The 20,118-nt window shown below is 68.5% G+C and carries 21 protein-coding genes; 8 read left to right on the top strand and 13 right to left on the bottom strand.

Translation table 11 applies throughout. The features are described from left to right. Positions 1 to 49: 49 nt before the first annotated feature. The 4 genes from J8I82_RS11870 to J8I82_RS11855 all read right to left on the bottom strand — a co-directional run bounded on the left by J8I82_RS11870 (position 50) and on the right by J8I82_RS11855 (position 3,393). On the bottom strand, positions 50 to 481 hold the full coding sequence (locus J8I82_RS11870) for a RidA family protein (RefSeq protein WP_209757545.1): 432 nt from the start codon (positions 479 to 481) through the stop codon (positions 50 to 52). Next, positions 457 to 1,602, bottom strand: coding sequence for a DSD1 family PLP-dependent enzyme (locus J8I82_RS11865; RefSeq protein ID WP_209757543.1), 1,146 nt, complete (start codon positions 1,600 to 1,602; stop codon positions 457 to 459). Before J8I82_RS11865 ends, J8I82_RS11870 begins: the two co-directional genes overlap by 25 nt. A gap of 82 nt (positions 1,603 to 1,684) precedes the next feature. Beyond that, on the bottom strand, positions 1,685 to 2,710 hold the full coding sequence (locus J8I82_RS11860; protein WP_209757541.1) for a tripartite tricarboxylate transporter substrate-binding protein: 1,026 nt from the start codon (positions 2,708 to 2,710) through the stop codon (positions 1,685 to 1,687). A gap of 14 nt (positions 2,711 to 2,724) precedes the next feature. After that, positions 2,725 to 3,393, bottom strand: coding sequence for an HAD family hydrolase (locus tag J8I82_RS11855; RefSeq protein WP_209757539.1), 669 nt, complete (start codon positions 3,391 to 3,393; stop codon positions 2,725 to 2,727). Positions 3,394 to 3,520: 127 nt separating this feature from the next. Between J8I82_RS11855 and J8I82_RS11850 the strand changes: the two genes are divergently transcribed. From J8I82_RS11850 to J8I82_RS11840, 3 genes are all read left to right on the top strand, one after another. Beyond that, positions 3,521 to 4,462 (top strand): LysR family transcriptional regulator, encoded by a 942-nt coding sequence (locus J8I82_RS11850; RefSeq protein ID WP_209757537.1) that lies wholly within the window; start codon positions 3,521 to 3,523, stop codon positions 4,460 to 4,462. A 103-nt stretch (positions 4,463 to 4,565) separates the two neighbouring features. Further along, complete coding sequence (locus J8I82_RS11845; protein ID WP_209757535.1) at positions 4,566 to 4,889, top strand: hypothetical protein; 324 nt, start codon at positions 4,566 to 4,568, stop codon at positions 4,887 to 4,889. 166 nt (positions 4,890 to 5,055) lie between these two features. Next, positions 5,056 to 5,892: a universal stress protein gene (locus tag J8I82_RS11840; protein ID WP_209757533.1), complete on the top strand. Its 837-nt coding sequence runs from the start codon at positions 5,056 to 5,058 to the stop codon at positions 5,890 to 5,892. A gap of 40 nt (positions 5,893 to 5,932) precedes the next feature. Here the strand turns inward: J8I82_RS11840 and J8I82_RS11835 are convergent, their stop codons facing one another. The 5 genes from J8I82_RS11835 to sorA all read right to left on the bottom strand — a co-directional run bounded on the left by J8I82_RS11835 (position 5,933) and on the right by sorA (position 10,405). Then, positions 5,933 to 6,421, bottom strand: a complete 489-nt coding sequence (locus J8I82_RS11835) for an SRPBCC family protein (RefSeq protein ID WP_209757531.1) — start codon at positions 6,419 to 6,421, stop codon at positions 5,933 to 5,935. Continuing rightward, on the bottom strand, positions 6,393 to 6,788 hold the full coding sequence (locus J8I82_RS11830; protein WP_209757529.1) for an ArsR/SmtB family transcription factor: 396 nt from the start codon (positions 6,786 to 6,788) through the stop codon (positions 6,393 to 6,395). Before J8I82_RS11830 ends, J8I82_RS11835 begins: the two co-directional genes overlap by 29 nt. Before the next feature lie 110 nt (positions 6,789 to 6,898). Further along, positions 6,899 to 8,185 carry a c-type cytochrome gene (locus J8I82_RS11825; protein WP_245179647.1) on the bottom strand — a complete coding sequence of 429 codons (1,287 nt, stop codon included), beginning with the start codon at positions 8,183 to 8,185 and terminating at the stop codon, positions 6,899 to 6,901. Positions 8,186 to 8,475: 290 nt separating this feature from the next. Further along, positions 8,476 to 9,126: a SorB family sulfite dehydrogenase c-type cytochrome subunit gene (gene sorB, locus J8I82_RS11820; protein WP_209757527.1), complete on the bottom strand. Its 651-nt coding sequence runs from the start codon at positions 9,124 to 9,126 to the stop codon at positions 8,476 to 8,478. Between the two features lie 10 nt (positions 9,127 to 9,136). Further along, positions 9,137 to 10,405 carry a SorA family sulfite dehydrogenase catalytic subunit gene (gene sorA, locus J8I82_RS11815; protein ID WP_209757525.1) on the bottom strand — a complete coding sequence of 423 codons (1,269 nt, stop codon included), beginning with the start codon at positions 10,403 to 10,405 and terminating at the stop codon, positions 9,137 to 9,139. A gap of 302 nt (positions 10,406 to 10,707) precedes the next feature. Here sorA and J8I82_RS11810 point away from each other — a divergent pair, with 302 nt between their 5' ends. From J8I82_RS11810 to J8I82_RS11800, 3 genes are read left to right on the top strand one after another with little or no spacing between them, the layout of a single operon-like run. Then, positions 10,708 to 12,057, top strand: coding sequence for a uracil-xanthine permease family protein (locus tag J8I82_RS11810; RefSeq protein ID WP_209757523.1), 1,350 nt, complete (start codon positions 10,708 to 10,710; stop codon positions 12,055 to 12,057). Positions 12,058 to 12,076: 19 nt separating this feature from the next. Beyond that, entirely contained in the window at positions 12,077 to 13,540 is a 1,464-nt protein-coding gene (locus J8I82_RS11805; RefSeq protein WP_209757521.1) for an amidohydrolase family protein, read from the top strand. 2 nt (positions 13,541 to 13,542) lie between these two features. Further along, positions 13,543 to 14,250 carry a sulfite exporter TauE/SafE family protein gene (locus tag J8I82_RS11800; protein WP_209757903.1) on the top strand — a complete coding sequence of 236 codons (708 nt, stop codon included), beginning with the start codon at positions 13,543 to 13,545 and terminating at the stop codon, positions 14,248 to 14,250. 12 nt (positions 14,251 to 14,262) lie between these two features. Here the strand turns inward: J8I82_RS11800 and J8I82_RS11795 are convergent, their stop codons facing one another. Both J8I82_RS11795 and J8I82_RS11790 read right to left on the bottom strand, forming a co-directional pair. Next, complete coding sequence (locus J8I82_RS11795; protein WP_209757512.1) at positions 14,263 to 15,300, bottom strand: LacI family DNA-binding transcriptional regulator; 1,038 nt, start codon at positions 15,298 to 15,300, stop codon at positions 14,263 to 14,265. Positions 15,301 to 15,435: 135 nt separating this feature from the next. Then, positions 15,436 to 16,335, bottom strand: a complete 900-nt coding sequence (locus J8I82_RS11790; RefSeq protein WP_209757510.1) for a LysR family transcriptional regulator — start codon at positions 16,333 to 16,335, stop codon at positions 15,436 to 15,438. 124 nt (positions 16,336 to 16,459) lie between these two features. Here J8I82_RS11790 and J8I82_RS11785 point away from each other — a divergent pair, with 124 nt between their 5' ends. Beyond that, a complete protein-coding gene (locus J8I82_RS11785) occupies positions 16,460 to 17,209 on the top strand; it encodes an SDR family oxidoreductase (RefSeq protein ID WP_209757508.1) in 750 nt (249 codons plus the stop codon). Between the two features lie 36 nt (positions 17,210 to 17,245). Here the strand turns inward: J8I82_RS11785 and J8I82_RS11780 are convergent, their stop codons facing one another. After that, complete coding sequence (locus J8I82_RS11780) at positions 17,246 to 18,151, bottom strand: YihY/virulence factor BrkB family protein (RefSeq protein ID WP_209757506.1); 906 nt, start codon at positions 18,149 to 18,151, stop codon at positions 17,246 to 17,248. 108 nt (positions 18,152 to 18,259) lie between these two features. Continuing rightward, positions 18,260 to 18,448: a YjfB family protein gene (locus J8I82_RS11775; RefSeq protein WP_209757504.1), complete on the bottom strand. Its 189-nt coding sequence runs from the start codon at positions 18,446 to 18,448 to the stop codon at positions 18,260 to 18,262. A gap of 397 nt (positions 18,449 to 18,845) precedes the next feature. Here J8I82_RS11775 and J8I82_RS11770 point away from each other — a divergent pair, with 397 nt between their 5' ends. Beyond that, entirely contained in the window at positions 18,846 to 20,105 is a 1,260-nt protein-coding gene (locus tag J8I82_RS11770) for a serine hydrolase domain-containing protein (RefSeq protein ID WP_431831545.1), read from the top strand. The last annotated feature ends 13 nt before the right edge of the window (positions 20,106 to 20,118 follow it).

The following is a 20,118-nucleotide window of genomic DNA, read 5'->3' as shown; positions in this document are numbered from 1 at the left end:
TTTGCAACGGTGATTTACCAGCCTTGCCAAGCCCGCGTGAGCAGGTTAATTACGCGCGCGACGCCAGCGCCACCGCTTCCACCTCCACCTTGAGCCCGAAGTGCAGCGGACCGGTGGGCACCACCGCGCGTGCCGGCCGCGCTGCGCCGGCCCACGCGGCGTAGATCGCATTGAAGGCAGGCCAGTTGTCGATGCTGTCGACATACACGCGTACCTGCACCAATGCGCCGATGCCGCTGCCGGCGGCGACCAGCGCGGCTTCGACGTTGGCCAGTGCTTGCATGGCCTGCTCGGCGAATGGTGCGTCGACCAGCTTGCGACCGTCCTTCGTGATCGGCAGTTGCCCCGAGATGAAGACCAGCCCGTTGGCGACGGTCGCGTGGCTGTAGTGACCGCCCGGGGTGGCCAGTGTGGTCAGGAGAGATCGCCTGGATCGGACGCTCGCTTGTATCGGGATTACCAGCCATGCAGTCGGCTCCATTCGGTGGTCTCGCCGTCGGCGGCGAGCGCGTGGTACGCGGGGAACTGCGCCCCGGTGGCGCAGGCGTGATTGGGCAGGATACGCAGCAGCGTGCCGATCGGGAAGCGCGCGGCGATATCGCGATCGGGCTCGCCCTCGCGTGACAGGATGCCATGCTCCTGGTTGGCGCCGCTGAGCACATACCCGTCAATGACCGCGCCGTCGAGCCCGCACACTTGTCCGTAGCCGAAATCGCGCTTCTGCTTCTGCGTGCCGCGGTCGCGGCTCATCGCCATCCAGCCTGCATCGACGATGGCCCAGCCCTTCTCCGGCTGGTGCCCGATCACCGTGGTCAGCACGCTCAGCGCGATGTCGCCGGCCGCGCATACGCCCACGTTGCGCATCACCAGGTCAAGGAAGACGTAGACCCCCGCGCGCACTTCGGTCACGCCTTCCAGGCTTTGCGCGGACAGCGCGGTGGGCGTCGAGCCCACGCTGACCACGGCGCACGGCAGGCCGGCCTCGCGCAGACGCTGCGCCGCATGCACGCAGCCGGCGCGTTCCTGTTCGGCCATCGCTGCCAGCGCGTCGGGCGTGTCCAGGTCGTAGCTGGAGCCGGCGTGCGTCATCACGCCGCCCAGGCGCATGCCGCCTTCATGCAGCACGGTGCCGACTTCGATCAGCGCCGGCTCGTCCGGACGGATGCCCGAGCGGTGGCCGTCGGTATCGATCTCGATCCAGACCTCGAACGCCTCGCCATGCGCCGCGGCAAAGGCAACGATGGCGCGCGCCGATTCGGCGCTGTCCGTGACGATCTTGAGGTCGCAGCCCTGGCGCCGCAGCGCCAGCGCTTGCGGCAGCTTGCTGGCCACCATGCCGACACCGTAGAGGATGTCGGTGATGCCATCGGCAAGGAAATGCGCGGCTTCCTTCAGCGTCGAGACGGTGATGCCGCTGGCGCCCGCATCGATCTGCGCGCGCACGACCGGGATGCATTTGCTGGTCTTGGCATGAGGGCGGAAGCGTACGCCGAGCGCATCCATATGCGCCTGCATGCGGTCGATATTGCGCTGCATGCGTACGGTGTCGATCACTGCCGCGGGCGTTTCAAGTTGCGCCAGCGGGGTGCGGGAAATGGTCATGTCGTTCACGTTGGGTTCAGTCCGGGTTCAATCCGGGTTCAGTCCGGGTTCAGTCCAGGTTCAATCCAGGTTCAATCCAGGTTCAATCCAGGAATTGGCCCCTGGCTTTCAGGGCTGGCACGTCGTCGCGCAGGCCGCGGGCGATCTGGTCCGACACCAGGTCCGGGGCGGTGGTGCCCGGCGCGGGAAGCTCGACGCCGACCGCCTGCATCTGCCGGCGCAACGACGGCTCGGCCGAGGCGGCTGCCAGCGCGGTATTCAGGCGCGCCACGATCGCGTCGGGCGTGCCTTTGGGGACGAACAGCGCATTCCACGAGCGCAGGTCCAGCGGATAGCCCGCCTCCTTGGCGGTGGCGACGGCGGGCAGCTGTTTCAGGCGTTCGCCCGACAGCACCGCCAGCGCCTTGATCTTGCCGCCCGCCAGTTGCGGCAGGGCGGTGGTGGTCTGGTCGCACATGAAGTCGATCTGGCCGCCCATCAGGTCGCTGATCGCCGGCGCCACGCCGCGATACGGCGCGTGGGTGACTTCCTGCTTCATCGCCGCCAGCAGCATGCCGCAGCCATAGTGCGAGACCGAGCCCACGCCGGCGCTGCCGTAAGTGGCCTTGCCGGCGTGGCTGCGCAGCCAGGCGCTGAATTGCTGCAGGTTGCTGGCGGGCAGGCCGGCGCGCGCAAGCAGCAGCAGCGGCGCCGAGCCGGCCATGCCGACCGGCCGGAAGTCGGCCACCGGGTCATAGGGCAGCTTCCTGTACAGGGCCACGTTCGCCACGTGCGTGCCGATGGTGCCGAGCGCAAGCGTATAGCCGTCAGGGGTGGCCTTTGCCGCGCGCGCCAGGCCGACCGTGCCGCCTGCGCCGGCAAGGTTCTCGATCACGATGGTCTGGCCGAGCTGCTCGCCCATGTGCCGGGCAATGCCGCGCGCGAGTGCGTCGCTGGGGCCGCCTGCGGGGAATGGCACGATCAGCGCGATCGGCCGGGCCGGGTATGCCGCGGTTTGCGCCAGCGCGGGTGTGGCCGCGACGGCTGCGGTGATTGCGGCGGTGGCCAGGCGGCGTAGCCGACGCGGGGTGGACTTGCGCGTGGAACGGCAAGGGATCTGCACAGTCATGACGTCACTCCCGTTCACCGGCCGGTGGCATGGAACGATTGCAGCCATGGCAGCGCCGGCCCAAGCGTGCGGTGCTCGGCTTCGGGCAGTGGCGCACCGGCGGGCAGCGCCAGTCCGACGCGGTTGTGCCAGTAGGTGCGCAGCCCCACCGCCGAGGTGCCGAACAGGTCGTAGCCGGAGCCGGCCACGAACGCCGCATCGCGTGCCTGCACGCCGAGCCGGTCCAGCGCGAACTGGTACGGGCGCGGGTCTGGCTTGTAGTAGCCCGCCGCTTCGGAGGTAACCACGATGTCCCAGTCGATGCCCAGCAGTGCGGCGGCACGGCGGCCCAGCCGCTCCGAGCAATTGGTCACCACGGCCAGCCGGCAATGCGGCCGCAGGGCCTGCAACAACTCGCGCGCGCCGTCCCACGGCGGCAGCGAATCCCAGTGGGCTTCGAGCGCATCGGCGGCGGATGGCGGCAGGCCGACGTGCTGCGCCGCCTCGCGTACCAATTGCTCGTAGCCCACGTAGGCGCCGCAGCCGTAGGTGCGGCGCAAGTACTCGGCGCGCCAGGCGCGGCCCTCGGCTTCGCCGCCGGCGGCGGCGTTCCACACAGTCCAGGAATCGAGCAGGGCCGTGAGCAGGTCGAACAGCACGGCATGGGGCCAGGCGGGCGCGGCATCGGGTCGGGGCAAGTCCATGGGTCTCCTTCAGGTTGGCTGGGCGGGCGGCAGGGCGGTGCAGTGCCGCGGCCAGAGGTTCCCAGTGTAGGAAGCAAACAGTAGCCCGTGGTTAAATGGCGGAACATCAATCGTTAAGCTGAAGTGAATGATCCAGATCGAGGACTTGCGCCTGGTGGATGCGCTCGTGCAGTCGCCGTCGCTGAGCGCGGCGGCGCGTTCGCTCAATGTGACGCCGCCCGCGCTGTCGGCGCGGCTGCGCAAGCTGGAGGCGACGCTGGGGCTGGCGCTGGCCACCCGCACCGCCAGGCGGCTGAGCCTGACCCCCGAGGGCGAGCGCTTTGCGCGCGAAGGCGCGGCGCTGCTGGCGCAGCTCGAGGCATTGCCGGAGTCGTTCCGGCGCGAGGACAGCCGGCTCACGGGCACGCTGCGCATCGCCGCCCCGTTCGGCTACGGCCGGCACCACGTGGCGCCGCTGCTGGCGCGCTTTGCCGAGCGCCATCCGGGACTGCGGCTGCAGCTGGACCTGCGCGAGACGCCATGGCCTGACCGCCATGATTCGGATGCGGTGATCCACATCGGCGCGGTGCGCGATTCCTCATGGATCGCGCGCACGCTCGCGCCCAATGCGCGCTGGGTGTGCGCGAGCCCTGGCTACCTGCGCCGGCACGGCACGCCCGCCGAGCCGCGCGAGCTGCTGAACCATGCCTGCATCTGCATCCGCGAGAACGACGAGGACGTGACGCTATGGCGTTTCCGCCGGCAGGCAACCCATGCCGTCAGGCGCCCGCCCGCACGGGAAACCGTGCGCGTGGTGCCGGCTTATACCAGCAACGACGGCAGCGTCGCGCGCCAGTGGGCGGAGCAGGGGCTCGGGCTGGTGCTGCGCTCCGAATGGGATACCGCCGATGCCATCGCGCGCGGCGCGCTGGTGCGGGTGCTCGCCGACTGGGAGTGCGACAGCGCGCCGGTGACCTTGCTGGTGCCCACGCGGCGCGGCCGCACGGCGCGCGTGCAGGCGCTGATGCAGTTCCTGGAGGAGGCGCTGGGCGGCGGGCAACGCGGCCGGCCGGACGTCAAGGGCCGCTAGCGCGGAAAGTGCCAGCGCGGTTACACGTTGCTACGTGGCTAACGCTCTGCGAACACCTGCGGCCGCGGGGCGCCGCTACATTGCCGTCCAGGAGGACATCACCATGCGAAGCATCCTGGCGGCCTGCGCTCTGGCAGGCGTGGCAGTCATGGGGCCGGGCACAGCCCAGGCCCGCGTCAACGTCGATATCGGCATCGGCATTCCGGCCTATGCCGTGGCGCCGCCCCCGGTCTACTACGAGCCGGCGCCAGTCTATGTGGCACCACCGCAACCGGTGGTCGTGGCGCCTGCCTACGACGACGACTGGCGCGCCCGCGCCTGGCGCGAACAGCAATGGCGGGAGCGCAAGTGGCGCGAGCGGGAATGGCGCGAGCAGAGGCGGCGCGAGCGTGAATGGCGCCGCTGGCACGAAGGCTACGACGACTGAGTGATGCCGACGGCAGATGCGGCAGATCGCGGCCGATCCTCTCCGCTTCTTGCCGCGTTCGGTGCCGGCCGGATGAAGCGCGGGTTCCGGCCGCCTTGACTCGGGTCAAGGTCTAGTCGGTCTTGCGGCCTAGACTGGATCCAAACAAGACCGAAGCGAGCGCATCATGGCCTACGACAGCATCCTGGTCCATCTGGACGGCAATCCACAGGCCTCCCGCCGCCTGCACCTTGCCGGCCGCCTCGCCAGCGCCGTCGGCTGCCCGCTGATCGGCTTGCTGGCCGGGCGCGTACCCGACCCCGGCTGGTCCTACCGCATGGACAGCGCCTGGCGCTGGCTGGCCGAAGACCAGGAACGCCGCCGGCTGCAGCGCGAAAACATGCACTGCGCCTTCGAGGCCGTCACCCGCGAACTGGGGGGCGTGGCCGAGTGGCGTGCGGTCGATCGCGACCCCGTCACGCTGGCGCTGCGCGAAGCGCGCGAGGCCGGGCTGATCGTGTCCGGCCAGTACGATGGCGACAACGTCGAAGGCCCGGTCGCCGGACAGCTGCTGGAAGCGCTGCTGCTGGAGTCCGGCCGACCCACGCTGGTGGTCCCATGCGCCGGCGAGTTCAGCACCATCGGCACGCGCGTGCTGCTGGCCTGGAACGGCAGCCGCGAGGCCGCGCGTGCGCTCCACGACGCGCTGCCTCTGCTGGCTGGCGCGCAAGTCCGCATACTCGGCGCCCATACCGCGGCCAGGGAGTCGCGCGCCGATGCCACCCCGGTCAGCCACGCGGTGCGGGTGCTGGAGCGGCAGGGTGCCTCGGTCGAGGTTGAGCACGGTCCCGGCGGCGCCGACATGACCATTGGCGAGCTGATCCTGTCGCGCGCCGCGGACTTTGGCGCCGACCTGATCGTGATGGGCGCCTACGGCCATGGCCGGCTGCGCGAACTGGTCCTTGGCGGCGTGACCCGGGTGCTGCTGCAGTCGATGACCGTGCCGGTGCTGTTCTCCCACTGAACGCCGCCGGCTCCCACAAATCCGGGAGCGATTGCGTGCGCTACTTCAGCTGCGAGGCGAAGTCCTCGAGCTGCGTGATGCAGGTATTCCAGCCCTCGTGGAAGCCCAGCTCTTCATGCTGCTTGCGTGTGGCTTCGTCCGGATGCATCACGCGCGCGGTGTAGCGCGTGCCGTCGCCTTCGTCTTCCATGGTGATGACCGCGGTCATCGACAGCCATGGCTTCGCCGGGCGATAGCCCGCCACCAGCGCCGAGGTGGAGACGATGCGCTCCATCGGCACCACTTCCAGGAAGCAGCCGGGATTGTCGCTGGTGCCGCCGTCAGGGCCCTGCATGAAGGTATGGAAGGCCCCGCCCGGTCGCATGTCGAAGGCGCGCACCTCGGTGGTCCAGGGCCTGGGGCACCACCATTGCTTGAGCAGTTCCGGATCGCTCCATGCGCGCCAGACCTTGGCGCGCGGGGCCTTGAGCAGGCGCGAGATGACCAGGTCCTGGGCGGCTTCAGGGCTTGCGTTGTTTCCGTTCGGCATCAGACAGTTCCTCCTGGTGAAGCGCTTCGACGAAGGCGGCGAGGCGGTCCGTGCGGGCCTCCCAAAGCGCGTGTTGATCGGCCAGCCATTGCTGCGCTTCGGACAGCGGCCGCGGCACCAGCTCGCAGGTGCGCACGCGCCCCGTCTTGCGCGAGCGGACCAGGCCGCTGCGCTCCAGCACCTGCAGGTGCTTCAGGAACGAGGGCAAGGCCATCGCGAACGGGGCTGCCAGTGCCGAGACCGTTTCCGGCCCGCGTCCGAGCATGGTGACGACGGCTCGCCGGGTGGGATCGGCCAGCGCGTAGAAGACGTCGGACAGCTCGGGAACGGCGGGCAAGGCGGATTGGGGGACGGAATGGTTAGCCATGTGGCTAAGTATAGAGATGACCTTGTATCTGGCAAGGAATCAATGCAGGCGCCCCGGCGATGGCCGGGGCGCCTGCACGTATTCGTCCCCCCGCAATAGCGCAATAGCGATCACAGCGACTTCAGATACTCCGCCAGGTCGGCAATATCCTGGCTGCTCAACCCCAGTCCCTGCCTTGTGTTGTAGGTCGTGACGACGTCCGACAAAGTCGCCGCGGATCCGTCATGGAAATAGGGCGGGTGTTGCCACACACCCTTCAGGGGCGTGGTCCGGTATTCCTTGGTCGCGGAGCGCGAGGCGTAGCTTGGGCTTTCCGGTTCAGCCATGGAGTCGCTGGGTGGATGAAGGCGGGAGTTGGCATCGGTAAATGCCGGGCCGCTATGGCACGTGGCGCATCGGCCTGCGCCTTCGAAAACCATCTTGCCCCGCAGTGCCGCCGCGGCGTCGAAACTCCCGGCAGGTGGCGGCGGAGCACTCAGGGATAGCTGATACGCTTGCAGGGCCGGAAGCTTGCTGGTGACAAGGTCCACCGAACCATGCGTGATGGAAATATTCAGCCGAGGCTCGGAAACCGAGCCAAGTCCGCCCATTTGGGAGACGGCGACATACCGGTTCCAGTACATGATGTCTTCCCCATCGCCGGTAAAGGTGATGCGATGAATGCCGGCCAGCCCGAAGGCGGGGGGTATCACGACAGGCTTGCTGAGGCCGTCGATATTGTGCCGGGGGTCGTACATGCCCGCGCCCCACGCGTTCAGGACCTTCTTCATGGGCTCGTCAATGGCTGGTGACAGCGCAATGATGGCGCCGGGATTGAGATCGCGATTGGGCCATCCGTCCAGCCGCTTGCCGATGCCGGGCGCGAACGAGTTATCCACTGTCGAATGACAGAGCGCACAGGTAATGCCGACGCGCATGAGCTTGTCTACGCCATTGACTGTCTCAACGGTCCCCTGGAGGCCGACCACCGCGTTCAGTTTGAGCAGAGTCACCGTCGTCGCCGGACTCCTGAGATCGACCGAGCCATCGCGGATTCCACTCACGACAGCGTCAGGCAAGGCCTCGGCGTCGACCTTTAGCCCGACGGAAAGGGCGGTCAACGGATCCACCGCGCTGGCGATGACCTCGTGCATCCTCAGGTTATCGGTCCACCGCACTTCATCCCCGAAGGTATCGAAGCGGAATATCTGCTTGCCCTGCTCGACCAGGGCCTTCTGTGTCTCTTCCGTGCCGGCCGCGTCGGTTCCTCCCCCTCCGGAACTGCCGCCGCATGCCGTGACTGCCCCCACCGTGATCGCCGCCATCAGGGCATTTGCCAGCCGCATCGTCGGCCGCCGCAGCGGTACGGGCGGCACCGCCGCTTCCGGTGTCGGTAGTCGCTTGCTGTGCGTGAGCATGGTGGTTCCTCCGATTGGTGTAAGGCGGGGGAGCCAGTGCTCGTTGCGGCATGCTGCGAGGAAGAATGACGGCCCGGCCGACGCTTAGCCGCTGCAACGTCCGTGCCCAGCGCCGCGGTGTGTTGCATCCGGTGACGTGGGGCTTGCCACGTTGCAAGCGGGGCCTTTTGAATCGCCCCGAGAAGGGGCGAGGGTGGCGGGAGTCGCGGTAAAACCGTGATGGAAGTGTGAAAATTACTGGTGCCGACTAGCCACGCCGAAAGCTTGCGCAGTTCGTTGCCCGGTGAGAGTTATTGCTGGCGCACGTATGCCGCCAACGCGCGTACTTCTTCCGGCTTGAGGCTGGCAAACGGCGGCATCGGCACCGCGCCCCACTTGCCGCTGCTGCCGCCGCGGATGCTGGTTTCGAGCCTCGCCTGGGCCTGCGCATCGTTCTTGTAGCGCGCGGCGACCTCATGGTAGGCCGGACCGACTACCTTCTGCGTCACGCTGTGGCAGCTCAGGCAGGCATTCTTTGCCAGAAGCCCCTGCACGTCGACGCTGGCTGCGGTGGTACTGGGCGCAGCCGCGGCCGGCTTGCCGGCCTTCTGCGCGATCGCCACGATCTCAGGATCCTTCGCCTTGGCCGAGCCATAGGCCACGGCCAGGTAGGCGCCGAGCTGCTCGACCTCGGCGTCGTCGATCGGCGCGCCGTAGGCCTGCTGCATCTTCTTCATCTCGGCGGTCCACTGCGCCAGGCTCAACCCCGGCGGCTGGTAGGAGACGTAGTCGGCCGAATGGCAGATCGCGCATTTCTGCATGGCGATGCCATAGCCGGGCAGCCTGGCTGGCTTGAGCTTGACGTTCTCCGCCGGCAGCTTGATGTCTTGCGGCGCGGCGCCGGCATGGCCGGCACCGAGCAAGGCGAGCGCCAGCAGCGCGGGGGCGATGGTTGCTTTCATGGCGCGTTCCTCAGGCGATGGTGACCGGCGTGGCTTCGATGACATTGCGGCGGTAGCCGGCGGGATTCCAGTTGGCCTTGGCCGGCTGGGTCTCGCCGTTGTTGCTGGTCGCGCGCACCATCAGCACCGCGGGCCCCTTGCGGGCGAATTTCACCGGCAAGTGCCACGCGCGGAACGAGAAGCGGCCCAGGTCTTCGCCCAGCTTCGCGGGCTGCCAGTTCTGCCCGCCATCGACGGAAACCTCGACGGTGCGGATGCCGGAGCCGCCGTCGAAGGCAATGCCCTTCAGTGCCACGGTACGGTCGGCCGGCAGCCTGGCGCCGCTTTCGACGCTGGTGATGAAGCTGCGCACGGCCAGCGTCGAGATCGGCCGCGTCTTGGCCGCCGGCGTGCCGGGAGCCACGCACTGGCAGTCGTTGTCCGGCACGCGGTAGCCCTTGGTCATGAAGAACGCGTCATGGCCCTCGAAGGGGTGGTCGAGCACTTCGATCTCGGACAGGTGCTTGATCCAGTAGGTGCCGAAATACCCCGGCACCACCAGCTTGAGCGGATAGCCGTTGAGCAGCGGCAGGTCCTCGCCGTTCATGCCCCAGGCCAGCAGCGGCTCGCCGTTCATCGCGTGCGCGATATCGAGCGACTTGCGGAAGTCCGGCGTGCTCGGCAGCACCGGCGTATCCATGCCGTTGAAGGTCACCACCTTGGCGCCGGCCTTGATGCCCGCATGCTCCAGCACCTTGCGCAGCGGCACGCCGGTCCAGCGTGCATTGCCCATCGCGCCGTTGGCCAGCTGCGCGCCGAACACGCGCGGCTCGGCAAAGCCGCGGCTGTTGCCCGAGCACTGGTTTACCGCCACCACCTCCACGGGATCGGCCAGCTTCTTGAGCTCGTCCAGCGACAGCCGCAACGGCTTGCCGACATGGCCGCCGACGCTCAGCCGGTAAGTGTTCAGGTCCACCGACAGCGGGATGTTGGCCAGGTGATAGCGCACGAAGAAGGCGTCGTTGGCCGTGATCGGCCCCTCGTTGAACGCGGAGAAGGGCGTTTCCAGGTGCGGCGGGCGGGTGCTGACGCGCACCAGCGGACGCTTGCCGGGATAGCGCACCAGCGGGCGCGGGCCGTCGGCGAGCGTGACGCCGTCGGTCGCCTTCGCGGCAAGGGCGCCGAGCGGCGAGGCCACCAGCGCCATCCCGCCGACATGGCGGACAAAGCGGCGACGGGCGGGCCGGGTGGGCATGTGCGGGGCGCCGGCAAGGTCGGCGGGCGTGTTCTTGTCTCGCATGGGGGCGGTCTCCTTGGCGCTAGCGGGGCATGCGCGATGCGGTGTGGCGCTCACTTTGCACCCACGCGGGTTAGCTTGTGAAACGGGTTTTCCTGCTAGCACTTATCGATTAAGTCGATATAGGGGAACACCGCCGTTGGCGCCGGCACAAACCGCTTGCGCGGTGAATCCGCTTTCCCTACACTTACAAAAACGTTTTTGTTAGCGGAAATTCATATCATCTGAGGCGAACTGCGCACAGACGCAGCGGCTGGCCTTCGGCCGCCGCACAACGCCCGGCACACCAAACGAGGAGCCTATTCATGTCCCACGCCGCCCCCGCGCCGGTGGACGAACTGCTGCCATGGCGGCGCCTGTTCGTCTTCGGCCTCCAGCATGTCCTTGTCATGGCCGCGTCGCCGATCGCGTCCGTGTTCCTGATGAGCAAGGCACTCAACTTCCCGCCGGCGCTGGCGGTGCAGCTGCTCAGCGCCACCTTCGTGATCTGCGGCCTCGGTACGCTGCTGCAGTCGCTGGGCAAGCGCGGCGTCGGCGCCAGGCTGCCGTTCGTGATGCTGCCCGGCGGCGCGCCGATCGTGCTGTTTATCCTGATCGCGCAGCAGACCGACGTGCAGACCGCGGCCGGCGCGGTGATCCTGACCGGCGTCTTCTACTTCTGCGTGCTGCCGGTGTTCCGGCGCTGCCTGCGCTATTTCCCGCCGGTGGTGGTGGGGACGATGCTGCTGCTGGTGGCGATCAACCTGGCGCAGGTGTCGGGACGGCTGGTCGCCGGCCATCCTGCCGCGGGCGCCACGGTCGATCCGCTCAACCTGCTGCTGGCGTTTGCCACCATCGCCTGCACGGTCGCCGCTTCGCGCTTGCTAAGGGGGATGCTCGCGCAACTGGCGATCCTGCTGGGATTGCTGGGCGGAGCGCTGGTGGCGGTGCTGACCGGTGGCTTCCACGTCGGCCATGTGTCGATGACGCCGGTGATCGCGCTGCCCACGCCGTTCCCGTTCGGCATGCCGACCTTCGACGTGGTGGCCGCGATCCCGCTGATGGTATTTGCGGTGATCTCGATGGTGGAGGCCACCGGCCAGACGCTGGCGATCAGCGACGCGGTCGGCAAGCCGGTGGACCAGCAGCGCGACGTGCCGCGCACCATCCGCGCGGATGCGCTGACCTCGCTGGTGGGCGGGATGTTCGGCACCTCGCTGATCATCACCAGCGGCGAAAACATCGGCATCGTCCGTGCGACCGGGGTGCGCTCGCGCTTCGTCACCGCGGTGTCGGGCGCGATCCTGGTGGTGTTCGGGCTGCTGGTGCCGGTGTCGTCGCTGATCAGCGCGATCCCCGAGGCGGTGGTCGGCGGCACCGGCCTGGTGGTGTTCTGCATCGTCGGCACCATGGGCATCGACATGCTGCGCAAGGTCGACCTGCGCCATCACGCCAACATGTATGTCGTCGCGGTGGCGCTGGCCGTGGGCCTGCTGCCGATCCTGGTGCCCGGCATCTACGGCGGGTTGCCGGCCAACCTGCGCATCCTGGTCGGCAACGGCGTGGCAATGGGCGCCATCACCGCCGCGCTGCTCAACTTCCTGTTTTTCCACACGGGCTTGCGTGCCGCGGCACCTGCCCCGGCGGTCGGCGACGATGCCGCCGCCACGCACTGATCCCGTTTCCTGAATCGCAATGACTCGACACGATGCAATCCTGCCGGCCTGGCCCGGCGAAAATACTCCGGCACTGCAGCCGGAGCTGTTCAGGCAACCCCGCATCCTGCTGCCGGAATGGACGCTGCTGCGCCAGGGCGCGGTACGCGGGCATGCCGTGGTCGTGGAGGATGGCCGTTTCACCGCCGCGGGCAGCGCCGATGAGGTGAAGGCGCGCTTCCCCGGGCTTGAAACACTGCCGCTGCCGCGCATGCTGCTGATGCCGGGCATGATCGACACGCACCACCACCTGACCCAGTCCTTTGGCAAGTCGCTGGTGTTCGGCGAGCCGTCGGAGATCTTCCGCCGCGTCTGGGTGCCGCTGGAGGGCAGCCTGACGGCGGAGCACCTGTACCTGTCGTCCAAGCTGGCGGCGCTGGAAGCGCTGCGCGGCGGCTTTACCACCGTGGTCGATGCCGGCACGCGCAGCGACGCCGGGCTGGATGCGATCGCGCGGGCGGTCACCGATGCCGGCGTGCGCTGCGTGCTGGGGCTGATCTGCAATGACAAGCCGGGCGCCGAAACGCTCGACGCCGCGCCGATCCTGCGCCGCGCCGCCGCGCACCTCGACAAGTACGCCGGCGACCCGCTGGTGGCGCCATCGCTGGCGATCTCGATCCCCGAGGTCGCCTCCGACGCGATGCTGCACCACGTCTACCAGCTCTGCGCAGAATCCGGCCGCATCTTCCAGACCCACGCCAACGAGCACCTGGTGGCGGTGGAGCGCTCGCTCAACGCCTGCGGCCGCCGGCCGATCGAACACCTGGCCGCGGTCGGCGCGCTGGGCCCGGCGGCGCTGCTGGCGCATGCCACGCTGGTGACGCCGCACGAGATCCGCCTGCTGGCCGACACCGGCGCGGCGGTGGCCTACAATCCCGTCGCCAGCGCGTGGAAAGGCAACGCGGTGGCGCCCGCCGAAACCATGGCGACCTTCGGCGTGCGCCTGGGCCTGGGCACCGACGGCACCCGCAGCGACGCGTTCCGCCTGCTCGACTACGCCGAGTCGGCGCAACGCTTTGCCTTCGGCATCGGCGTGGGCGATTCGTCGTGCGGCGCAGGCTGGCGCTGGGTCGACATGGCCACGCACGATGCCGCAGACGTCGCGGGACTGGGCGCCTTGACCGGCGAGATCGCCGCGGGCAAGCGCGCCGACTTCCTGCTGGTCGACCTGGACGTGCCCGAGCTGGCGCCGTCATGGGACCTGACCTGGGAGCTGGTGCGGCTGGCCAACCGCGACCAGATCCGCGCGGTCTTTGTCGACGGCAGCCTGCGGCTGTGGCAAGGCTGGCCCACCGACTGGGATGCGCGCGCGCTGATGCAGGCCATCCACGCGATGGCCGCGGACACCGTCGCCAATGCCCCGATCCGCAAGCTGCACGAAGCGGCCGACGTGCACCGCGCGCGCAACGCCGGTGCCGCCACCGCAACCGGCGAGGCAGCGTGACGATGGACATGACGTGGTTCAGTGTCGGCGTGGCGGTCTTCACCGGCGCGCTGGTGCAGGGCGCGACCGGCATGGGCTTCGCGCTGATCGTGGTGCCGGTGCTGGCGCTGGCCGCGCCGGCGATGCTGCCCGGCGCATTGCTGCTGGCGATGCTGCCGCTCAACGCCTACGTGGCCTGGCGCGAGCGCCACGCCATCGACCTGCGCGGCGCGGGCTGGATCAGCGCCGGGCGGCTCGCGGGCACCTTCGGCGGGCTGTGGGTGCTGGTGGCGATGCCGATGGCGTGGCTCAACGCGCTGGTCGGCGGCAGCACCATCGCCGCCGCGCTGGCCTCGCTGCTGGCGCCGGCCTTTACGCCGGGGCGCCTGACCTTTGCCTCGACCGGGCTGATCACCGGCGTCACCGAGACCGCCACCGGCGTGGGCGGGCCGCCGCTGGCGCTGGCCTACCAGCATGCACCGGTGGCGACGCTGCGCGCGACCGTGGCGCTGTGCTTCCTGGTGGGAGAGGTGATCTCGCTGGTGGTGCTGGCGCTGAGCGGCAAGCTCGGCATGGAGCAGGTGCTCTACGCCGCCGGCCTGTTGCCGGTGCTGGGCGTCGGCATGGTCGCCAGCCACCTGGTGCACCGGCGCATCAACCAGCGCATGCTGCGCATCGGCGTGCTGGTGTTCGCGCTGGTGTCGGGTGCGGTGGTGTTGCTGCGCGGCTAGTCAGTCAGGCAGTCAGGCAGTTGGCGCAGACGAGGCCCGCACCACCAGTTCAGGGGCGGGCCCGGCGATCACCGTGCGGCTGCGGTCGCCGGAGAGGTGGGCAAACAGCAGCTCCACCGCCAGCGACGCCACCCGTTCCAGGTGCAGGTTGACCGCGGTGAGCGGCGGCTGCGCGCCGCGGGCGCGGATACCGTCGTAGCGCGTGACCACCAGCACGTCGTCCGGCACGCGCTTGCCCAGGCCTTGCAGGTGGGCCATCGCGCCCACCGCGAATGCATCCACCGGCGCGCACAGCGCATCGAGCTGCGGCAGCTGCGCCAGCAGCTGCGCGCAGGCATCGGCGCCGCCTGCCTCGCCGCGTTCCTCGGGCGCCTTGACGATATGGCAGGGCAGGCCGGCCGCCTGCGTGAACTCGCGATAGGCGCGTTCGGTTTCCACGTATGACTGGCGTGGCGCGGCGCCGATCATCAGGCCGATATGCCGGCGGCCATGGCCGTGCAGGTGTTCCAGCAGCAGGCGCGCGGTTGCGGCCGATTGCAGGTCGACGCAAGGCACCGGCGTTTCGGTCAGAGGTTCGCGCCCGATCGAGACGATGCTGACGCCGCGCTCGCGCAGCCGTGCGATGTGCGGATCGCCGGCAATCGGCTCGATCACGATGGCGCCGTCGATATCGAGCGTATCGAGCAATCCGCCCGCGCCTTCCAGCGGCGGCACCAGCACCACGCCGAGTCCGCGGCCCATCGCCGCTTCCGCCGCGATCGCGGCCACCTCCATCATGAAACCCAGCCGCGAGGTGCCGCCCGCTACCGCGAACGGCATCGACGACAGCAGCGCGATGCAGTTGGCGCGCCCCGACTGCAGCCGCTGCGCGCGCACGCTGGGCCGGTAGCCCAGTTCCGCGGCGATGCGCTTGACCCGTGCGCGCGTGGCCGGGTCCAGCACGCCGCGGTCGTTCAGCGCGTGCGAGACCGTGGTCAGCGACACGCCGGCGGCGCGGGCGACGTCGTGGATGGTGAGGCGGCGGGGGCGGCCAGGCGTGGAATTGGTCATGCCGGGTTTGAGCTGGGGATCAGGGCGGAGCATACATCAGCGGAGATGGGCAGGTCAGCGGCGCGCGCCTTGACCTTCGCGTCGATGCTCCCATGGGGAGCGGCTGGTCCGACGCGCCGTCCACCGGCGCCGGCACTATCCAAACCTCTCCGCATAAAGAGCCACCAGCCAGTCGACGAACACGCGCACGCGCGGAGACAGCTGCCTGTGATGCGGATACAGTGCCGACACCGGCAGGTGCGGGCTAGGCCAATCGGTCAGGACCTCGACCAGCCGCCCCTCGCGCAGGTCGTCGTCGACGTGGAAGCGCGGCACCTGGATCAGCCCGCAGCCGCGCAAGGCGGCCGTGACGTAGTTCTCGGCATCGTTGACGGACATCCATCCGGCCAGTGAGAACGACTGGAGCTGCCCATTGACATGCAACTCCAGCGGATAGCTGGCCGCGCCGCTGCTCGAGAAGAATTTCACGACTTGGTGCGTGTAGAGCTGGTCGGGATGTTGCGGGAGGCCAAACGCTTCCAGGTAGGCCGGACTGGCACACACGATTTGCGGCATGAGCGCCAGGCGCCGCGCAACCAGTGAAGAATCGCGCGGCGTGCCCGCGCGGATGACGCAATCGACGCCCTCCCGTACCAGGTCCACCAGGCGGTCACCGCCGGATACCACCAGATCGATGCGCGGATAGCGCGCGCGGAATTCGTCGATTCGCGCCAGCACGATCCTGGTGGCATGGGTACCGTGCATGTCGACTCGCAAGACACCACGCGGATTCGCCGCCACGTGCTGCAGAGACGACTCGGCATCGTCGAGTTCAGCCAGCAGGTGGACACAGCGCTCATAGAACGCCTGGCCGTCGAGTGTTGGCCTGACCTGCCGCGTCGTGCGTTCGAGCAACCGTACCCCGAGTCGCATCTCGAGCGCCTTGATCGCATGGGTAGCGGTGGCGCGCGGGAGATCGAGCGCAGCCGCGGCGTGGCTGAAACTGCCCAATTCGACGATGCGGGTGAACAATTGCAGGGAATCGAAGCGGTCCACGGGAAGCAGCTATTGTTGAGGCTGGTTGAATTGATATGGCGATTCTGCACCATTTATCTAGCCTCCACGAACAACCACAATTTGCTCCATCGGCATGTCGCCTTGTCCCTTCCGGAGCATTCCCATGAACTCTCTCACTACGCACACCACCAGAGCGGCCCTTGTCACCGGCGGATCGCGTGGCATAGGCCGGGCCGTCGCCTTGCGTCTGGCGGCGGATGGCTTTGCCGTTGCGGTCGGCTATGCGGGCAATGTGGCGCACGCCCAGGACACCGTCGCGGCGATTGAAGCGGCCCGTGGCCGGGCCATCGCGATCCAGGGCGATATCGGAAGCCCCGAGGATGTGGCCCGGCTGTTTGTGGAAACGAAGGCCGCGTTCGGCGGCATCGACGTGGTGGCCAATTGCGCCGGCGTGATGCCGATGGCACCGATCGTGCCTGGTAGCCTGGCCGACTTTGACAAGGTCATTGCGACCAACTTGCGTGGCACGTTCCTGGTGCTGGCGCAAGCGGCCGAAAACCTTGGCGCCGGTGGCCGGATCATTGCGGTGTCAACCAGCGTCATCGCCAAGTCTTTCCCCTCCTATGGCCCGTACATCGCATCCAAGGCGGGCGTGGAGGGACTGGTCCGCGTACTGGCCAACGAGCTTCGCGGACGCGGCATCACCGTCAATGCCGTGGCGCCGGGGCCGGTGGCCACCGACCTGTTTCTCGATGGCAAGAGTGCGCAGCAAATCGACCAGATCGCGCGGCTCGCTCCGCTCGAACGGCTCGGGACGCCCGAGGATATTGGCCGCGTCGTGTCGTTCCTTGCTGGCGAGGACGGTGGCTGGATCAACGGGCAGGTGCTGCGCGCAAACGGAGGATTCGCATAAGCCAGCGCCGGGCCCGTAATTTCCCAAGGGAGCGTATCAGGTATGGAACTCCCCGGTGGGAGCATCCGCAGAAGGTGGCCGCTCCCAGCCGCTGCGCTCGAATTCCGCGATCACCTGCGCGCCGAGCAACAGCAGCGTCGCCGCGATCTCCAGGCTCAGCAACACCACGATCGCCGTGGTCAGCGAGCCATAGACCCGTCCCACCTGCGACAGCGTGGTGAAGTACCACACCAGCGCATGGCGCGAGATCTCCCACAGCACCGCGGCAAGCACCGCGCCGCACAGCGCATGCCGCAAGGACAGCCGGCCGACCGGCATCACCATGTAGATCGACGTCAGCATCAGGATCTCGCCCAGGAAGCCGAGCAGGTAAAGGAGCGTGGTGGAAAGCCGGTCGAGGGACCAGTCATGGCCCAGCACTTCCACATGCCGTTCGCCAATGGCGATCAGCCCGCCCGAGACCACTGTCACCAGCAGCAGCCCCAGGCTCAGCACCGCGATATAGCAGTAAGGCAGCACCGCCGAGATCAGGAAATGCCGGCGCCGGATGGCGACGCGATGGACGAAGATCACCGACATGGCGTTTTCCAGCACCGTGAACGCCAGCGAACTGAAGAACAGCATCGTGCCGAGCAAGACCCAGCCGACGGTGGCGCGGTTGCGCAGGAACGACGCCAGCTCGGGCACCAGCGCCCGGGACTGTCCGGGCACCACCCACTCGAGGTAGCGCGCCAGCGTCGACAGCAACAGCCGCGGGTCGATCACATGCGACAGCGCGATCACCATCAGGATCAGCAGCGGCACGATCGACAGCAGCGCGTAGTAGGCCACCGCTCCGGCCAGCAACAGGCCCTGGTTGGCGCGGAACTGGACCAGCGTGCGCCACAGGAAGCGCCCCGGATGACGGAGCAGGTCGCGGACGCGGGCGTCGAGAAGCTGCATGGCGGGCACCGAGAGGGCAGGTGCCGACATTATGCGTCGGCGGGCGCCCCAGTGCCCGGCCTGCGGTACCGGCAGCGCCCGCGCCGCGACGGCTTGCGCCGCGCGGAATCAGACCTTGATGTCGATGGTCTGGCCCAGGTGCGGCGGGTTGCTGGCCGCAACCGGCTGGGGCATGGACTGCAGCAGTGCAGCCATGCCTTGTGCCTGCATGTCCAGCGACTTGCGCAGCATCAGCAGGCTCACCGGATCGGCGCCCGGATCGCCCGCCAGGCCGGCGGTGACGTTAGAGATTTCCATGAATCGTTTTCCTTGGTGAAGGTTGGGAGAGAGACGGCGGACAGCCGCCGCGCCGGTGGCCGGGACGGAGCTGCCGCCAGCAACCAATGACGGCCCTGGCCGCCCAACCTTGAGGGCAGCAGACGCCGGCGACATTCCTACGGGTTATGGCGCTATGCCGGATGCGTCATTGTGGCCATGACTTGCCGCGCGCAATATGGCGCCCGCGGACTGCCTCATGCGGGGCCGTATCGACGCAGACAGCGGCGTCGCACCGTGCGTGCGGACGCCCCCAAAAAAGACAGGAGACAGCATGCGGGCGCAATCGGCATGGCGCAAGACTGGATTGGGGCTGGGGCCGGCATGGGTGGCGGCAATGGTGCTGGCGCTGCCTGCGGGCGGCTTGTTGGCACGGGATATGGCGCAGCATATGGCGCAGGATGCCGCGGCCGGCGACGGCATCATGCAAGGCTTCCCGCCGCCGCCCGACAAGCAGGTCAGCCGCGGCAGCGGCCTGCGCCCGCCGTTCATGCGCTGGGCGCTGAGCCACGCGCGCGAGATGTCGCCGACGGCCGGCATCCGGCATGCCGCGCACCCCATGGCGCTGGCCGGTGAAGCGGGCGACGGGCTGGATGGCACCACCTTCCGCGTAGCGGGCAATACCGTGCGGCTGGCCGACTACCTGCGCGCTACCCATACCGATGGCTTTATCGTGCTGCATCAGGGCCGCATCGTGTACGAGCGCTATTTCGGCGGCTTCGGGCCGTACCAGCCGCATATCTGGGCATCGATGACCAAGTCGGTGACGGGCCTGCTGGCGGCGATGCTGGTGGAGGAGGGCAAGCTCGATCCGCAGGCCCGGCTGGCGCAGTATGTGCCCGAACTGGCGGGCAACCCGTTCGGCGAGGCCACGGTGCAGCAGAACCTCGACATGGAGGTGCAGGTCGGCTACGCGGAATCGCTGCCCCCTGACCTCGGCTTGTTCGGCGCGGTCGGCCTCGTGCCGCGCAAGCCAGACGCGCCGGACAATATCTATGACTTCCTGAAGACGGTCCACGCGACCCACGATGGAGGCGATGGTGGTACCTGGTATTACCAGAACGGATCGCCGGAAGCCGTCGCATGGGCCATCCGGCGCATCACCGGCAAGAGCTGGTCGCAGCTCGTCACCGAACGGCTCTGGTCACGCTTTGCCGAGGACGATGCATACACCCATATCGACCGGCAAGGCACCGAGATGGCCAGCGGCGGGCTGAACTCAACGCTGCGCGACGCGGCGCGCTTTGCCGAGGCGGTGCGCCGGGCCGCGGCAGGGGATGCCTCGGCCGGGATCTCGCCCGGCGCCGCGCGCATCGCCCTGCAGGCCGCCGGCAACCAGGCGCGTTTTGCCCGCGGCAACCTCGCGGCGGGCCGCGCTGGCTACAGCTACCGCAACTACTGGTTCCAGCGCAATGACGGCGATGGCGCCATCGAGGCGAGTGGGCGCTTCGGGCAGAAGATCTATATCAATCCACGGCTCGGCCTGACCGTGGTGAAGCTGTCAGCCAGCCCGGACAACGCCGCGCGCCCGACCAGCGCCGCCGGCGTGCGCCAGCGCGACGAATCCGCTCGCGCGCTGGAGTCGTCCGAGGCTTTGGTGGCCGCCGCGCTGGCGGTCCATCGCGCCTCGGGCCACTGATCCGCCAACGCCG

The organism is Cupriavidus consociatus (genome assembly GCF_017814975.1).
Taxonomy (GTDB): Bacteria; Pseudomonadota; Gammaproteobacteria; order Burkholderiales; family Burkholderiaceae; genus Cupriavidus; species Cupriavidus consociatus.
Note: the sequence above shows the minus strand (reverse complement) of the source record. Positions and strands in the feature narration are given on the sequence as shown.

Bases quoted from the DNA above. Each gene is read 5' to 3' on its own strand.
- J8I82_RS11840 (WP_209757533.1), top strand. From the start codon at position 5,056: ATGGCCTACGACAGCATCCTGGTCCATCTGGACGGCAATCCACAGGCC.
- J8I82_RS11770 (WP_431831545.1), top strand. From the start codon at position 18,846: ATGGCGCAGCATATGGCGCAGGATGCCGCGGCCGGCGACGGCATCATG.
- J8I82_RS11850 (WP_209757537.1), top strand. From the start codon at position 3,521: ATGATCCAGATCGAGGACTTGCGCCTGGTGGATGCGCTCGTGCAGTCG.
- J8I82_RS11810 (WP_209757523.1), top strand. From the start codon at position 10,708: ATGTCCCACGCCGCCCCCGCGCCGGTGGACGAACTGCTGCCATGGCGG.
- J8I82_RS11855 (WP_209757539.1), bottom strand. From the start codon at position 3,393: ATGGACTTGCCCCGACCCGATGCCGCGCCCGCCTGGCCCCATGCCGTG.
- J8I82_RS11830 (WP_209757529.1), bottom strand. From the start codon at position 6,788: ATGGCTAACCATTCCGTCCCCCAATCCGCCTTGCCCGCCGTTCCCGAG.
- J8I82_RS11860 (WP_209757541.1), bottom strand. From the start codon at position 2,710: ATGACTGTGCAGATCCCTTGCCGTTCCACGCGCAAGTCCACCCCGCGT.
- J8I82_RS11775 (WP_209757504.1), bottom strand. From the start codon at position 18,448: ATGGAAATCTCTAACGTCACCGCCGGCCTGGCGGGCGATCCGGGCGCC.
- sorA (WP_209757525.1), bottom strand. From the start codon at position 10,405: ATGCGAGACAAGAACACGCCCGCCGACCTTGCCGGCGCCCCGCACATG.
- J8I82_RS11865 (WP_209757543.1), bottom strand. From the start codon at position 1,602: ATGACCATTTCCCGCACCCCGCTGGCGCAACTTGAAACGCCCGCGGCA.
- J8I82_RS11825 (WP_245179647.1), bottom strand. From the start codon at position 8,185: ATGCTCACGCACAGCAAGCGACTACCGACACCGGAAGCGGCGGTGCCG.
- sorB (WP_209757527.1), bottom strand. From the start codon at position 9,126: ATGAAAGCAACCATCGCCCCCGCGCTGCTGGCGCTCGCCTTGCTCGGT.
- J8I82_RS11800 (WP_209757903.1), top strand. From the start codon at position 13,543: ATGGACATGACGTGGTTCAGTGTCGGCGTGGCGGTCTTCACCGGCGCG.
- J8I82_RS11845 (WP_209757535.1), top strand. From the start codon at position 4,566: ATGCGAAGCATCCTGGCGGCCTGCGCTCTGGCAGGCGTGGCAGTCATG.
- J8I82_RS11780 (WP_209757506.1), bottom strand. From the start codon at position 18,151: ATGCAGCTTCTCGACGCCCGCGTCCGCGACCTGCTCCGTCATCCGGGG.
- J8I82_RS11835 (WP_209757531.1), bottom strand. From the start codon at position 6,421: ATGCCGAACGGAAACAACGCAAGCCCTGAAGCCGCCCAGGACCTGGTC.
- J8I82_RS11785 (WP_209757508.1), top strand. From the start codon at position 16,460: ATGAACTCTCTCACTACGCACACCACCAGAGCGGCCCTTGTCACCGGC.
- J8I82_RS11805 (WP_209757521.1), top strand. From the start codon at position 12,077: ATGACTCGACACGATGCAATCCTGCCGGCCTGGCCCGGCGAAAATACT.
- J8I82_RS11795 (WP_209757512.1), bottom strand. From the start codon at position 15,300: ATGACCAATTCCACGCCTGGCCGCCCCCGCCGCCTCACCATCCACGAC.
- J8I82_RS11870 (WP_209757545.1), bottom strand. From the start codon at position 481: ATGGAGCCGACTGCATGGCTGGTAATCCCGATACAAGCGAGCGTCCGA.